This is a genomic window from Citrobacter sp. UYEF32 (genome assembly GCF_040546205.1).
Lineage (GTDB): Bacteria > Pseudomonadota > Gammaproteobacteria > Enterobacterales > Enterobacteriaceae > Phytobacter > Phytobacter diazotrophicus.
The window spans coordinates 1-13,821 of sequence record NZ_JBEPNI010000012.1 but is presented as its reverse complement, the minus strand read 5'-3'; the positions used below and the strand labels follow the sequence as shown (position 1 = coordinate 13,821).

Annotated in this window: 14 protein-coding genes; 10 read left to right on the top strand and 4 right to left on the bottom strand. The window is 54.0% G+C overall.

Going from position 1 to position 13,821, the window contains the following annotated elements; translation table 11 throughout:
- Positions 1 to 74 precede the first annotated feature (74 nt).
- The 4 genes from tatA to tatD are packed head-to-tail and all read left to right on the top strand — an operon-like array spanning position 75 to position 2,448.
- Positions 75 to 329, top strand: coding sequence for a Sec-independent protein translocase subunit TatA (tatA, locus tag ABIB59_RS24755; RefSeq protein WP_039077060.1), 255 nt, complete (start codon positions 75 to 77; stop codon positions 327 to 329).
- Between the two features lie 3 nt (positions 330 to 332).
- The gene (gene tatB / locus ABIB59_RS24750; protein ID WP_039077061.1) at positions 333 to 857 is read left to right on the top strand and encodes a Sec-independent protein translocase protein TatB; all 525 of its coding nucleotides are present in this window, start codon (positions 333 to 335) and stop codon (positions 855 to 857) included.
- Positions 858 to 859: 2 nt separating this feature from the next.
- Positions 860 to 1,624 carry a Sec-independent protein translocase subunit TatC gene (tatC, locus tag ABIB59_RS24745; protein WP_079498550.1) on the top strand — a complete coding sequence of 255 codons (765 nt, stop codon included), beginning with the start codon at positions 860 to 862 and terminating at the stop codon, positions 1,622 to 1,624.
- Between the two features lie 41 nt (positions 1,625 to 1,665).
- A complete protein-coding gene (gene tatD / locus ABIB59_RS24740; RefSeq protein WP_354037418.1) occupies positions 1,666 to 2,448 on the top strand; it encodes a 3'-5' ssDNA/RNA exonuclease TatD in 783 nt (260 codons plus the stop codon).
- Positions 2,449 to 2,455: 7 nt separating this feature from the next.
- Here the strand turns inward: tatD and rfaH are convergent, their stop codons facing one another.
- A complete protein-coding gene (rfaH, locus tag ABIB59_RS24735) occupies positions 2,456 to 2,944 on the bottom strand; it encodes a transcription/translation regulatory transformer protein RfaH (protein WP_039077064.1) in 489 nt (162 codons plus the stop codon).
- Positions 2,945 to 3,123: 179 nt separating this feature from the next.
- Between rfaH and ubiD the strand changes: the two genes are divergently transcribed.
- Complete coding sequence (gene ubiD / locus ABIB59_RS24730; RefSeq protein ID WP_064572394.1) at positions 3,124 to 4,608, top strand: 4-hydroxy-3-polyprenylbenzoate decarboxylase; 1,485 nt, start codon at positions 3,124 to 3,126, stop codon at positions 4,606 to 4,608.
- Between the two features lie 60 nt (positions 4,609 to 4,668).
- Positions 4,669 to 5,370, top strand: coding sequence for an NAD(P)H-flavin reductase (fre, locus tag ABIB59_RS24725; RefSeq protein ID WP_039077066.1), 702 nt, complete (start codon positions 4,669 to 4,671; stop codon positions 5,368 to 5,370).
- Positions 5,371 to 5,416: 46 nt separating this feature from the next.
- Here fre and ABIB59_RS24720 read toward each other — a convergent pair whose 3' ends face one another.
- From ABIB59_RS24720 to fadB, 3 genes are all read right to left on the bottom strand, one after another.
- Complete coding sequence (locus ABIB59_RS24720; protein WP_082027053.1) at positions 5,417 to 5,782, bottom strand: hypothetical protein; 366 nt, start codon at positions 5,780 to 5,782, stop codon at positions 5,417 to 5,419.
- Positions 5,783 to 6,056: 274 nt separating this feature from the next.
- Positions 6,057 to 7,220, bottom strand: a complete 1,164-nt coding sequence (fadA, locus tag ABIB59_RS24715; protein ID WP_039077067.1) for an acetyl-CoA C-acyltransferase FadA — start codon at positions 7,218 to 7,220, stop codon at positions 6,057 to 6,059.
- Between the two features lie 9 nt (positions 7,221 to 7,229).
- Positions 7,230 to 9,419: a fatty acid oxidation complex subunit alpha FadB gene (gene fadB, locus ABIB59_RS24710; RefSeq protein WP_039077068.1), complete on the bottom strand. Its 2,190-nt coding sequence runs from the start codon at positions 9,417 to 9,419 to the stop codon at positions 7,230 to 7,232.
- 188 nt (positions 9,420 to 9,607) lie between these two features.
- Between fadB and pepQ the strand changes: the two genes are divergently transcribed.
- Genes pepQ through hemG form a run of 4 tightly spaced genes read left to right on the top strand, consistent with a single transcriptional unit; the run spans position 9,608 to position 13,598 of the window.
- A complete protein-coding gene (pepQ, locus tag ABIB59_RS24705) occupies positions 9,608 to 10,939 on the top strand; it encodes a Xaa-Pro dipeptidase (RefSeq protein ID WP_079498544.1) in 1,332 nt (443 codons plus the stop codon).
- Positions 10,939 to 11,553 carry an IMPACT family protein gene (locus ABIB59_RS24700; RefSeq protein WP_169038570.1) on the top strand — a complete coding sequence of 205 codons (615 nt, stop codon included), beginning with the start codon at positions 10,939 to 10,941 and terminating at the stop codon, positions 11,551 to 11,553. The genes pepQ and ABIB59_RS24700 overlap by 1 nt, the downstream gene beginning before the upstream one ends.
- A 39-nt stretch (positions 11,554 to 11,592) precedes the next feature.
- Complete coding sequence (trkH, locus tag ABIB59_RS24695) at positions 11,593 to 13,044, top strand: Trk system potassium transporter TrkH (protein WP_039077071.1); 1,452 nt, start codon at positions 11,593 to 11,595, stop codon at positions 13,042 to 13,044.
- Between the two features lie 11 nt (positions 13,045 to 13,055).
- Positions 13,056 to 13,598: a menaquinone-dependent protoporphyrinogen IX dehydrogenase gene (hemG, locus tag ABIB59_RS24690; RefSeq protein ID WP_039077072.1), complete on the top strand. Its 543-nt coding sequence runs from the start codon at positions 13,056 to 13,058 to the stop codon at positions 13,596 to 13,598.
- The last annotated feature ends 223 nt before the right edge of the window (positions 13,599 to 13,821 follow it).

Genomic DNA, 13,821 nt, shown 5'->3' with positions numbered 1-13,821 from the left:
TTTAACATCGCCCCTGGGAGGCACGGTAACGTATACTGTGGCTTGTTTTCATCATCTCCTACAGAGGACTATGTATGGGTGGTATCAGTATTTGGCAGTTGTTGATTGTTGCGGTTATCGTCGTGCTGCTGTTTGGAACGAAAAAACTCGGTTCTATCGGTTCCGATTTGGGTGCATCGATCAAAGGCTTTAAAAAGGCCATGAGCGATGATGACAAGCAAGACAAAGACAAATCTGCAGAGGATGCGGATTTCACTGCTAAATCTCTTGCTGATAAGCAAGAGGACGTGAAGAAAGACGAAAAGCGTCACGACAAAGAACAGGTGTAATTCGTGTTTGATATTGGTTTTAGCGAACTGCTATTAGTCTTCGTCATCGGCCTTGTGGTACTGGGGCCGCAGCGTTTACCCGTTGCGGTGCGTACGATTGTGGGCTGGATCCGCGCGCTGCGCTCGCTGGCGACGACGGTGCAAAATGAGCTGACTCAGGAGCTTAAGCTGCAAGAGTTTCAGGACAGCCTCAAGAAAGTTGAGAAAGCCAGCCTGGACAACCTGACGCCGGAACTAAAGGCATCAATGGATGAGTTGCGCCAGGCAGCCGAGTCGATGAAACGTTCCTATACCGTCAACGATCCGGAAAAGGCCAGCGATGAAGCGCACACTATCCATAACCCGGTGGTGAAAGGTAACGAAGCGCAGCACGAAGGCGTCACTCCGGCAACGGCAGAAGCGCAGGCCAGCGCACCGGAGCAGGCTCCTGACATTCAGGATGCGCCGGAGGCGAAAAAAACCGTAACTCAGGCCGCAGAAGCGAAAACGGCTTCTGAGGCGACCCCTTCTTCAAGTGATAAATCCTGAACATGGCTGTCGATGATACTCAACCGCTCATCACGCATTTGATTGAGCTACGTAAGCGCCTGTTAAACTGCATTATTGCCGTTATCGTGATCTTTCTGGCGCTGGTTTATTTTGCCAATGACATCTATCAGATAGTTTCAGCGCCCTTGATTAAACAGATGCCGCTGGGTGCGACGATGATCGCAACCGATGTGGCGTCACCCTTTTTCACGCCGATCAAATTGACCTTCATGGTGTCGCTGATTCTCTCGGCACCGGTCATTCTTTATCAGGTGTGGGCGTTTGTGGCACCGGCGCTCTACAAACATGAGCGCCGTCTGATCATCCCGCTGCTGGTTTCCAGTTCGCTGCTGTTCTATATCGGTATGGCATTCGCCTACTTTGTGGTGTTCCCGCTGGCGTTTGGCTTCCTGACGCATACGGCACCGGAAGGCGTGCTTGTCTCGACCGATATTGCCAGTTATTTGAATTTCGTCATGGGGCTGTTTATGGCCTTTGGCGTCGCTTTTGAAGTGCCTGTCGCCATCGTGCTGCTGTGCTGGATGGGTATAACAACGCCGCAATCGTTGCGCCAGAAGCGACCCTATGTGCTGGTAGGGGCATTTGTGGTGGGCATGTTGCTGACGCCGCCGGATGTTTTCTCCCAGACGTTGCTGGCCATACCTATGTACTGTCTGTTTGAGGTGGGCGTCTTTTTCGCGCGCTTCTACACCGGCAAACGCCGTCAGGTTGACGAAGACCAAGAAGAAACCACGACAGAAGAGTAAATCCAGCCGCCCGTCAGGGCGGTTGTTGTCTGGAGCGCTGTATGTTTGATATCGGTGTGAATCTCACCAGTTCCCAGTTTGCCAAAGATCGTGATGATGTGGTGGCGCGCGCGCAGGCGGCGGGTGTCAGCGGCATGCTGCTGACTGGCACTAATCTGCATGAAAGTCAGCAGGCGCAACAACTGGCAAAACACTACCCACGCTGCTGGTCCACCGCCGGCGTACACCCGCACGATAGCAGTAGCTGGACGCAGGACACGGCAGATGCCCTCCGCCAGCTTGCCGCCCAGCCAGAAGTGGTGGCAATTGGCGAGTGTGGGCTCGATTTCAACCGTAATTTCTCGACCCCTGAAGAGCAGGAGCGGGCTTTTTCCGCGCAACTGGCGCTGGCGGCAGAACGTGGTATGCCCGTTTTTTTACACTGTCGCGATGCCCATGACCGTTTTCTGGCGCTCCTGGATCCCTGGCTTCCCCGCTTGCCCGGTGCGGTGCTGCACTGTTTCACCGGCACATTAGACGAAGCGCAGGCGTGTCTGGCGCGGGGTGTCTATCTGGGTATTACCGGCTGGGTGTGTGATGAACGGCGTGGACTGGAACTGCGCGACGTGTTGCCGCATATTCCCGCAGACCGTCTGTTTGTAGAAACCGATGCGCCGTATTTGCTGCCGCGTGATTTGTCGCCGAAACCGGCATCAAGACGCAACGAACCCGCGCATCTGGGGCATATTCTGGCCTGTGTCGCTCAGTTGCGCGGTGAAGATGCCCAATGGCTTAGCGACGTGACGAATCAAAACGTGCAGACGCTATTTGGCATCAGGCTTTAACGCAGGATCAGACTTTACGGAAGTCGGTGTTTTTGATGCTCTGTAGCACCTGTTTGTTCAGCAGGTTAAGCAGCAGCATGGAACGGGCTTCGCCGTCCGGCTCTTTAAAGATAGCCTGTAACCCTTCCAGCGCCCCTTCGGTAATGATCACACTATCGCCGGGGTACGGCGTTTCAGGGTCGGTAACGCCCTCGGGTTTATACAGGGAAAGCTGATGGATAACCGTTGAAGGAACCTGTGCCGGGCTCGCGCCAAAACGGACAAAGTGGCTAACGCCGCGAGTCGCATTAATCGTGGTGGTGTGAATCACCTCGGGATCGAACTCGACAAACAGATAATTTGGGAAGAGCGGTTCGCTCACCGTGGTACGTTTACCACGGACCATTTTTTCCAGTGAGATCATTGGCGTCAGGCAGTTGACCGCCTGGCGTTGAAGATGTTCCTGGGCGCGCTGGAGCTGGCCTCGTTTGCAGTAAAGTAAATACCAGGATTGCATAATGTTCTTTTCCGAAAGTTCGGTGAGCAAGCATACCAAAAGCCTAAGGCGATGGCGAAGTTGATTATAACTGGCGACAATACTTACCGTCCTCTTTCACCTTGATTTAACAAAATTACAGCAACGTGAAGATGAACACCGTATAATAGAGCGCTTAGCAAGAGGCCATTATAAACCCCATGAAATACCATGACCTACGTGATTTTCTGACGCTGCTTGAACAGCAGGGTGAATTAAAACGCATTACATTACCGGTTGATCCCCATCTGGAGATGACTGAAATTGCTGACCGCACCCTGCGCGCGGGAGGACCAGCGTTACTGTTCGAAAACCCGAAAGGGTACACGATGCCGGTGCTGTGCAATTTGTTCGGTACGCCACGTCGGGTTGCATTAGGTATGGGGCAGGAAGAGGTGAGCGCCCTGCGAGAAGTGGGGAAATTACTGGCCTTTCTGAAAGAGCCGGAGCCGCCAAAAGGCTTTCGCGACCTTTTCGATAAGCTCCCCCAGTTTAAACAAGTGCTGAACATGCCGACCAAACGGCTGCGCGGTGCGCCTTGCCAGCAAAAAGTGGTGCAGGGTGACGATGTCGATCTCACCAAAATCCCTATCATGCAGTGCTGGCCCGATGATGTCGCGCCGCTGATTACCTGGGGGTTGACGGTAACGCGCGGACCACAAAAAGAGCGCCAGAATTTAGGCATTTATCGCCAGCAACTGATTGGTAAAAATAAGCTGATCATGCGTTGGTTGTCCCATCGCGGCGGCGCACTCGATTTTCAGGAGTGGTGTGCGGCGCATCCGGGCGAACGTTTCCCAGTCTCTGTAGCTCTCGGTGCGGACCCGGCGACGATTCTGGGGGCGGTGACGCCCGTTCCGGACACCCTGTCGGAATATGCTTTTGCCGGGTTACTGCGCGGCACCAAAACCGAAGTCGTCAAATGCCTCTCCAATGATTTAGAAGTCCCGGCCAGTGCGGAAATGGTGCTGGAAGGCTATATTGAGGCTGGAGAGATGGCACCCGAAGGGCCGTATGGCGACCATACCGGCTACTATAACGAGGTCGATAACTTCCCGGTCTTTACCGTCACGCACATTACGCAGCGTGAAGACGCGATTTACCATTCGACCTACACCGGCCGTCCGCCGGATGAACCTGCCGTGCTCGGTGTGGCGCTCAATGAAGTGTTCGTCCCGATTTTGCAAAAGCAGTTCCCGGAAATCGTCGATTTTTATCTGCCGCCGGAGGGCTGTTCTTATCGCCTTGCCGTCGTCACCATGAAGAAACAGTACGCAGGTCATGCAAAACGCGTCATGATGGGCGTCTGGTCGTTCTTGCGCCAGTTTATGTACACCAAGTTCGTGATTGTGTGTGACGACGATGTCAATGCGCGTGACTGGAACGATGTGATTTGGGCGATCACCACCCGTATGGACCCAGCGCGGGACACGGTACTGGTGGAGAATACGCCAATTGATTACCTGGACTTTGCCTCGCCGGTTTCCGGTCTTGGCTCAAAAATGGGCCTGGATGCCACCAATAAATGGCCTGGCGAAACCGAACGAGAGTGGGGTCGCCCCATCAGGAAAGATCCTGACGTGACGGCGCGTATCGACGCCATCTGGGATGAACTGGCCATTTTTAGTGACGGTAAAGGTGCCTGACGCGCCGCCGTTTTTCGCCAGACATTACGACAACGAGTATGAACCCGACAGAGGGAGCGCATGACAACCTTAAGCTGTAAAGTGACCTCGGTAGACGCCATCACCGATACCGTATATCGCGTCCGTTTAGTGCCGGAAGCGGCTTTTTCTTTTCGCGCTGGCCAGTACTTAATGGTAGTGATGGATGAACGAGACAAACGCCCCTTCTCTCTGGCTTCCACGCCGAGCCAGCACGACTTTATCGAGCTGCACATTGGCGCATCAGAATTAAATCTCTACGCCATGGCGGTGATGGACCGTATCCTGAAAGACCGGGAAATTGTGGTGGATCTTCCGCACGGTGACGCCTGGCTACGTGACGATGAAGAGCGTCCGTTAGTGCTGATTGCCGGGGGAACCGGGTTCTCCTACGCGCGTTCCATTTTGTTGACGGCGCTTGAGCAAAACCCGAACCGTGATATCACCATTTACTGGGGTGGGCGCGAAGAGAAGCACCTGTACGATCTGTCCGAGCTGGAAGCATTGTCCGTTGATCATCCGAACCTGCGCGTGGTGCCGGTGGTTGAGCAGCCGGAAGAGAACTGGCGTGGTCGCAGCGGAACCGTTTTGACCGCCGTATTGCAGGATTTCGGTACGCTGGCGGAGCATGATATCTATATCGCCGGACGTTTTGAGATGGCGAAAATCGCCCGTGACCTGTTCTGCAATGAGCGTGGTGCACGTGAAGACCGCCTGTTTGGCGACGCATTCGCGTTTATTTAAGCCTTCCCGAAAACCACCCCTTCGTGAAGGTGGTGGTTTTCAGCAATCACTCATCCAGGTTGTAGAAGTAAACAAACAACGGCTCATCGTTTTCTAACAGACACATCATCTCGCCTGTCGCGCCTTGCTTCGTTTCGAGGTTTGCCGTCACCTGGGTCGCAATATGCTGGCTACCGATATTTTCATCGAAGCGCTCAATAACCGCGGTGCTGGCGTTCGGCCTGGCGGTTTGCAGTTTCGCATGTAATCCCGGATTGTCGGCTCTGAGCTTATTGAGCCCAAATGTCAGGCAGCGTTGTGCCATGATCTGTTCCTGGCGGGTCTCTTCATTTGCCAGCGCTGTCCGTGCTGCCAGTGCGAATGTGGGTAACAGAATAAACAGACAGGATAAAGCCAGAGTAGCGTTCTTCATTTCATTCCCTTGTCGATGTGGTGTCGCTCCCATAAGGAGTGTAAGGGATGGAGAGAAGAATAAGAAATAAAAAGCCCGCCCCTGACAGGCGGGAAAACGGCAACTAAATCTTTCTTTGCCATTGACACCATAACTGCGTTGGCTGCACTCATTTGCCCGAATCACTTACTTCTGTAAGCGCATCGGGATGTAGTCGCTTGCCGTCTTGTTCTTGCGCCAATGTCTTTGAGATCAATTTTTGTAAGCCGGGCACGCGAAGCGCCCCGGCATCGTGTTATACCCGCTCGAACACCGTTGCGATGCCCTGACCCAGCCCGATACACATGGTCGCCAGACCAAACTGGGCATCTTTGCGCTCCATCAGGTTGAGCAGGGTAGTGCTGATACGCGTGCCTGAACAACCCAGCGGATGGCCGAGTGCGATCGCACCGCCGTTGAGGTTGATCTTCTCGTCAATCTGCTCCATCAACCCGAGATCTTTTATGCACGGTAGGATCTGTGCGGCAAAGGCCTCGTTCATTTCAAACAGGTCAATGTCGCTGGTGGTCAGGCCCGCTTTTTTCAGCGCCAGCTTTGATGCCGGAACCGGGCCATAACCCATAATGGATGGGTCGCACCCGACGACAGCCATCGAGCGTACGCGCGCCCGTGGTTTCAGGCCTAACTCGCGGGCACGGCTCTCACTCATGACCAGCATTGCCGATGCGCCGTCGGACAAGGCGGAAGAGGTCCCCGCAGTGACCGTGCCGCTCACCGGATCGAACGCCGGTCTTAAGGCCGAGAGCGCCTCAACGGTGGTTTCCGGGCGAATGACTTCGTCATAATTAAATTGCTTTAACACGCCATCGGCATCGTGGCCGCCGGTGGGGATGATTTCATTTTTAAATGCCCCGGACTGTGTGGCGGCCCAGGCGCGGGCATGAGAACGCGCGCCAAACGCGTCCTGCATTTCGCGGCTGATGCCGTGCATCCGGGAAAGCATCTCTGCGGTAAGCCCCATCATTCCTGCGGCTTTCGCCACATTGCGGCTCATACCCGGATGGAAATCCACGCCGTGGCTCATCGGAACATGACCCATATGCTCCACGCCGCCAACCAGACAGACCTGCGCATCGCCGGTCATGATCATCCGGGCGGCATCGTGCAGCGCCTGCATTGATGAACCGCACAGACGGTTAACGGTTACTGCAGGTACGGAATGGGGGATCTCCGCCAGCAATGACGCGTTGCGGGCAATGTTGAAACCCTGCTCCAGAGTCTGCTGAACGCAGCCCCAGTAGATATCGTCAATCGCAGAAGCGTCCAGCGCCGGGTTACGCGCCAGCAGGCTGCGCATCAGGTGCGCGGAGAGATCTTCCGCGCGCACGTTGCGAAATGCGCCGCCTTTTGAACGGCCCATCGGGGTGCGAATTGCATCGACAATGACAACCTGTTCCATTGTGACTCCTTAAGCCGTTTTCAGTTCGCCTGCCGGACGGGCAGGTTCAACCGGGGGATAATACGCTTCGTTGTGGCGCGCTTTCTCGCGCAGCCCGGCCGGGGCTTCATAGAGCGGGCCAAGGTGCTGGAACTGATGCGCCATATCGAGATATTTTGCGCTGCCAAGCGTGTCGAGCCAGCGGAATGCCCCGCCGTGGAACGGAGGGAAACCGAGACCGTAGACCAGCGCCATATCGGCTTCTGCCGGGCTGGCGATAATGCCTTCTTCCAGGCAGCGCACCACTTCGTTGACCATCGGGATCATCATACGGGCGATAATCTCATCGTCGCTAAAGTCACGCTTCGGCTGGCTAACTTCTGCCAGCAGGGCATTTACCTCGGCATCTTCTTCTTTCTTCGGTTTGCCTTTGCTGTCTTCTTTATAGCGCCAGAAGCCAAGGCCATTTTTCTGCCCGAAACGGTTAGCGTCGAACAGCGCGTCGATAGCATCGCGATAATCTTTCTGCATCCGCTGCGGGAAGCCCGCCGCCATGACGGCTTGCGCGTGATGCGCCGTGTCGATACCGACCACATCCAGCAAATATGCCGGGCCCATTGGCCAGCCAAAGACTTTCTCCATGACTTTATCGACTTTGCGGAAATCCGCACCGTCACGCAGCAACTGGCTAAAGCCGGCAAAATAAGGGAACAACACGCGATTGACGAAGAATCCCGGGCAGTCATTCACCACGATCGGTGTTTTGCCCATTTTGCTCGCCCATGCCACGACTTTAGCGATGGTCTTATCAGACGTTTTTTCACCGCGAATGACTTCAACCAGCGGCATACGGTGTACCGGGTTAAAGAAGTGCATCCCGCAGAAGTTTTCCGGGCGTTTAAGCACGCTTGCCAGTTCGGAAATCGGGATCGTGGAGGTGTTTGACGCCAGGACGGTATCCGGGCTTACCTTTTCTTCGGTTTCTGCGAGAACGGCTTTTTTCACTTTCGGGTTTTCAACAACCGCTTCGACTACGACATCCACGCGCTCAAAGCCGGCATAGTCGAGGGTCGGGTGAATAGTGGAAATGACCCCGGCCAGTTTTAGTCCATCGATTTTGCCGCGTTCAAGCTGTTTATTAAGCAGCTTACCCGCTTCACTCATACCCAGCGTCAGCGATTTGTCATTGATGTCTTTCATAATGACCGGCACGCCTTTCCAGGCAGACTGGTAAGCAATACCGCCGCCCATAATACCCGCACCCAGCACGGCGGCCTGTTTTGGTGTCTCGACATCTTTGGTCAGTTTTTTCGCTTTGCCTTTCACGTATTGATCGTTGAGGAAAATACCGACCAGTGCGCGGGCTTCTTTACTGTGCGCCAGAGGAACAAAACTTTGATTTTCAAGTTTCAGGGCTTCTTCACGGCCAAAGCGAGCGGCTGCTTCAATGGTTTTAACCGCTGTTATGGGGGCGGGGTAATGTTTACCTGCTGTCTGCGCGACCATACCTTTGGCAATCGTAAAGCTCATGGTGGCTTCGATTTTACTTAAGTGCAGCGGCTCCAGCTTCGGCTGGCGTTTGGCTCTCCAGTCGAGATCGCCGTTAATCGCCTGACGTAAAATCGCCACTGCGCCTGCTTTTAATTTTTCCGGCTGAACTACGCCATCGACCAGGCCAATTTTCAGCGCCTCTTCGGCGCCAACATCTTTCCCGGCGGCAATGATTTCCAGCGCACTGTCGGCGCCCAGCAGACGTGGCATACGGACGGAACCGCCAAAACCAGGCATGATGCCCAGTTTCGTTTCCGGCAGACCGATGCGCAGATCCGGCGTCGCCAGACGGTAGTCGGTGGCGAGCACGCACTCGCAGCCGCCGCCCAGCGCATAGCCGTTTACGGCAGAAATGGTCGGTACCGGCAAATCTTCCAGGCGATTGAACACGCTATTGGCAAAGTGCAGCCAGGTACTCAGTTGTTCTGCCGGAACCAGGAACAGAGAGAGGAATTCGGTAATATCGGCACCGACAATAAACGCCGCTTTTTCTGAGCGCAGCAGCAGGCCTTTTAAATCCGCCTGTTTTTCCAGCACGTCCAGCGCCTGGCCGAGGCTGGCTACGGTTGCCGTGTCTAACTTATTCACCGACCCGGGGGCATCGAACACCAGTTCGGCAATGCCATCTTCCAGCCAGTTGATATATAGGGTATCGCCTTTGTAGAGCATGTCAGTCTCCTGAATCCAGCAAGGGATCTGGTCATACCAGATGAAGCGGAGTGTGGTTTTTATGTTAATAAATTGCAAATTTATCTTTAAAGAATTGCTAGTTTGATCACGCTCAGCCGAAATCACCCTACCGGGATCAGGTATGCTAAGATGCAAAAACTTGAGCTCAAAAAACAGAAGGAAGAATGATGGACTCACTGGCTGCGCTGTATAAAAATCATATCGTTACGCTCCAGGAACGTACCCGGGACGTGCTGGCCCGCTTTAAACTGGACGCGCTGTTGATTCACTCCGGTGAACTGTTCAATGTCTTTCTCGACGACCATCCGTACCCTTTCAAAGTCAATCCGCAGTTTAAAGCCTGGGTTCCGGTCACACAGGTTCCAAATTGCTGGTTGCTGGTCGATGGCGTTAACAAACCGAAACTGTGGTTCTACCTGCCGGTCGATTACTGGCACAACGTTGAGCCGTTACCGACCTCCTTCTGGACCGACGAAGTTGAGGTGATTGCCCTGCCGAAAGCCGACGGCATTGGCAGCCTGTTACCTGCTGCTCGCGGAAATATTGGGTATATCGGCCCGGTTCCCGAGCGCGCGCTTTCGCTGGATATCGCTGCCAGTAACATCAACCCGAAAGGGGTGATCGATTACTTGCACTATTACCGCGCCTATAAAACTGATTATGAACTGGCATGTATGCGTGAAGCGCAGAAAACGGCGGTAATGGGGCATCGTGCGGCGGAAGAGGCGTTCCGTTCCGGGATGAGTGAATTTGATATCAACCTGGCTTATTTGACCGCAACCGGGCATCGCGATACCGATGTGCCTTACAGCAATATTGTGGCGCTCAATGAGCACGCCGCCGTCCTTCATTACACCAAACTGGATCATCGCGCACCGGCAGAACTGCGTAGTTTCTTGCTGGATGCAGGGGCGGAATATAACGGTTATGCCGCAGACCTGACCCGCACCTGGTCGGCCAACAGCGATAACGATTATGCCCATCTGGTCAAAGATGTTAATGATGAACAACTGGCGTTGATCGCTACGATGAAGTCGGGTGTTAACTACACCGAGTACCACCTCCAGTTCCATCAACGTATTGCGAAGCTGCTGCGTAAACATCAGATAATCTCTGATATGAGCGAAGAGGCAATGGTCGAAAATGACCTGACCGGTCCATTCATGCCACACGGCATTGGTCACCCACTTGGCCTGCAGGTGCACGATGTTGCAGGCTTTATGCAGGATGATACCGGTACGCACCTGGCGGCGCCGTCCAAATACCCTTACCTGCGTTGTACCCGTGTATTGCAACCACGTATGGTGCTGACGATTGAGCCGGGTATCTACTTTATTGAATCACTGCTGGCGCCATGGCGTGACGGCCCGTTCAGCAAGCACTTCAACTGGCAGAAAATTGAGGCGCTTAAACCATTTGGCGGCATTCGTATCGAAGACAACGTGGTGATTCACGAAAACAGTATTGAAAATATGACGCGTGATTTGAAACTGGCGTAATGGATAGCTGGTTGATACCGGCAGCGCCGGTCACCTTTGTCGAAGAGATCAAGAAAAGCCGTTTTATTACATACCTGGCCCATACTGATGGTGTGGAAGCGGCTAAGGCGTTTGTCGAGTCAGTACGTGCTGAACACCCGGATGCGCGACACCATTGTGTGGCCTGGGTAGCCGGGCCGCCGAATGATTCGCAGCAACTGGGCTTTTCTGATGATGGTGAACCTGCGGGTACAGCCGGAAAACCGATGCTCGCCCAGCTAATGGGAAGTGGGGTCGGGGAAATGACCGCCATAGTGGTGCGCTACTACGGTGGCGTGTTGTTGGGGACCGGTGGACTGGTTAAAGCTTACGGCGGCGGTGTGAGCCAGGCGCTTGCGCAGTTGACGACGCTGCGCAAGACGCCATTAACCGAATATACTTTGCAATGTGAATATGGGCAGTTGACCGGGGTTGAAACCCTGCTGGGGCAGTTTTCCGGCAAGATTGTTGCGAGTGAATACGAGGCATTTGTTCGGCTTCGGGTGGCACTCCCGCAATCTGAACTGGCTGCTTTTTCAACAAAACTTGCTGATTTCAGTCGTGGTGCGTTGCAATTACACAAGATTGAAGAATAATCCCCACCTAATTTTTGCGTACCTAAGGAAGCGGCAGAGATGCATTTTCGTGCCATAACCCGAATTGTTGGACTTCTGATCATTCTCTTTTCCGGGACGATGATTCTGCCAGGGCTGGTTGCACTTATCTATCGTGATGGCGCAGGAAGGGCATTCACACAGACATTCTTTGTCGCGCTGGCGATTGGCTCTCTGCTGTGGTGGCCTAACCGCCGTGAAAAGAGTGAGTTGAAATCGCGCGAGGGTTTTCTGATCGTTGTGCTGTTCTGGACCGTACTGGGTAGTGTGGGGGCGTTGCCTTTTATCTTCTCTGAAAGTCCAAACCTGACGGTGACGGATGCTTTTTTCGAATCGTTCTCTGGGTTAACGACGACGGGGGCCACCACGCTGGTGGGGCTGGACTCGTTGCCTCATGCCATTCTCTTTTATCGTCAGATGTTGCAGTGGTTTGGTGGTATGGGGATCATCGTGCTGGCGGTGGCGATTCTGCCTATTCTGGGCGTCGGGGGTATGCAGCTCTATCGCGCTGAAATGCCAGGGCCGCTGAAAGACAATAAAATGCGTCCGCGTATTGCCGAAACAGCGAAGACGCTGTGGCTCATCTATGTATTGCTGACTATCGCCTGTGCGCTGGCATTGTGGTTTGCCGGTATGCCCGCTTTCGATGCAATCGGGCACAGCTTCTCAACCATCGCGATTGGCGGCTTTTCGACGCATGATGCCAGCGTGGGTTACTTCGACAGCCCTACGATTAACACCATTATCGCCATTTTCCTTCTGATCTCCGGCTGTAACTATGGTCTGCACTTCTCTTTACTTAGCGGTCGCAGTCTGAAAGTGTACTGGCGCGATCCTGAATTTCGCATGTTCATCGGCGTACAGTTGACGCTGGTGGTGATCTGCACCGTGATGCTGTGGTTCCATAATGTCTACAGTTCGGCGATGACGACGCTCAACCAGGCTTTCTTCCAGGTGGTGTCGATGGCGACAACCGCAGGCTTCACGACCGACAGTATCTCTCGTTGGCCGTTATTCCTGCCGGTGCTGTTGCTCTGCTCAGCCTTTATCGGCGGCTGCGCGGGCTCGACGGGGGGCGGCCTGAAAGTTATTCGTATTCTGCTGCTGTTTAAACAGGGTAACCGTGAACTGAAACGTCTGGTGCATCCGAATGCGGTATATAGCATCAAACTGGGGAACCGTGCCCTGCCGGAGCGTATTCTTGAAGCGGTATGGGGGTTCTTCTCCGCCTATGCATTGGTATTTATCGTCAGCATGCTGGCTATCATTGCGACCGGCGTGGATGACTTCTCCGCATTCGCTTCTGTCGTGGCGACACTCAATAACCTGGGCCCGGGGCTTGGTGTAGTGGCGGATAACTTCGCCAGCATGAACCCGATTGCGAAATGGATCCTGATTGCCAATATGCTGTTTGGTCGTCTTGAGGTCTTTACCTTATTGGTACTGTTCACGCCGACCTTCTGGCGCGAATAAGGGAGCTATACGTGAAAACGCTAATTTTGTTTTCTACTCGTGATGGACAAACGCGTGAGATTGCCGCTTATCTGGCCTCGCAATTAAGCGAGCTGGGGGTGAGTACCGATGTGCTCAATCTCAATCGTGTCGGGACGATTGACTGGTCAGCCTATGAGCGCGTCGTCATCGGCGCTTCAATTCGTTATGGTCATTTCAACCCGGCGCTGGACAATTTCGTAAAGCAGCACCAGAAAAACCTGAATGCGCTGCCCGGCGCGTTCTTCTCTGTAAACCTTGTCGCGCGCAAGCCCGAGAAACGCACCCCGCAGACTAACAACTACACCCGTAAGTTTTTGCTGCGTTCGCCATGGCGTCCTGATGAGTGCGTCGTGTTTGCAGGTGCGCTGCGTTACCCGCGTTATCGCTGGTTTGATCGTCTGATGATTCAACTCATTATGAAGATGACGGGTGGCGAAACGGATACCCGTAAAGAAGTGGTCTACACCGACTGGCAGCAGGTGACCGAATTTGCACGCAAAATCGCTCAGTTAAACAGCAAAGCGCCGCTTTAACCGCCGCTATGAATGAAATATGAGCGAACGATAATTTTTTTGAATTTTATGCTTGTCACTTCACAAGAACTCCCTATAATGCGCCTCCACTGACACGGAACAACGGCAAACAAGCCGCCGGGTCAGCAGGGTTCTCAGGCGAATGCCGGTGAGAACTCCGCAGAGAAAAGTGAAAATAAACACTTGACTCTGCAGCGGGAAAGCGTAATATGCACACCCCGCG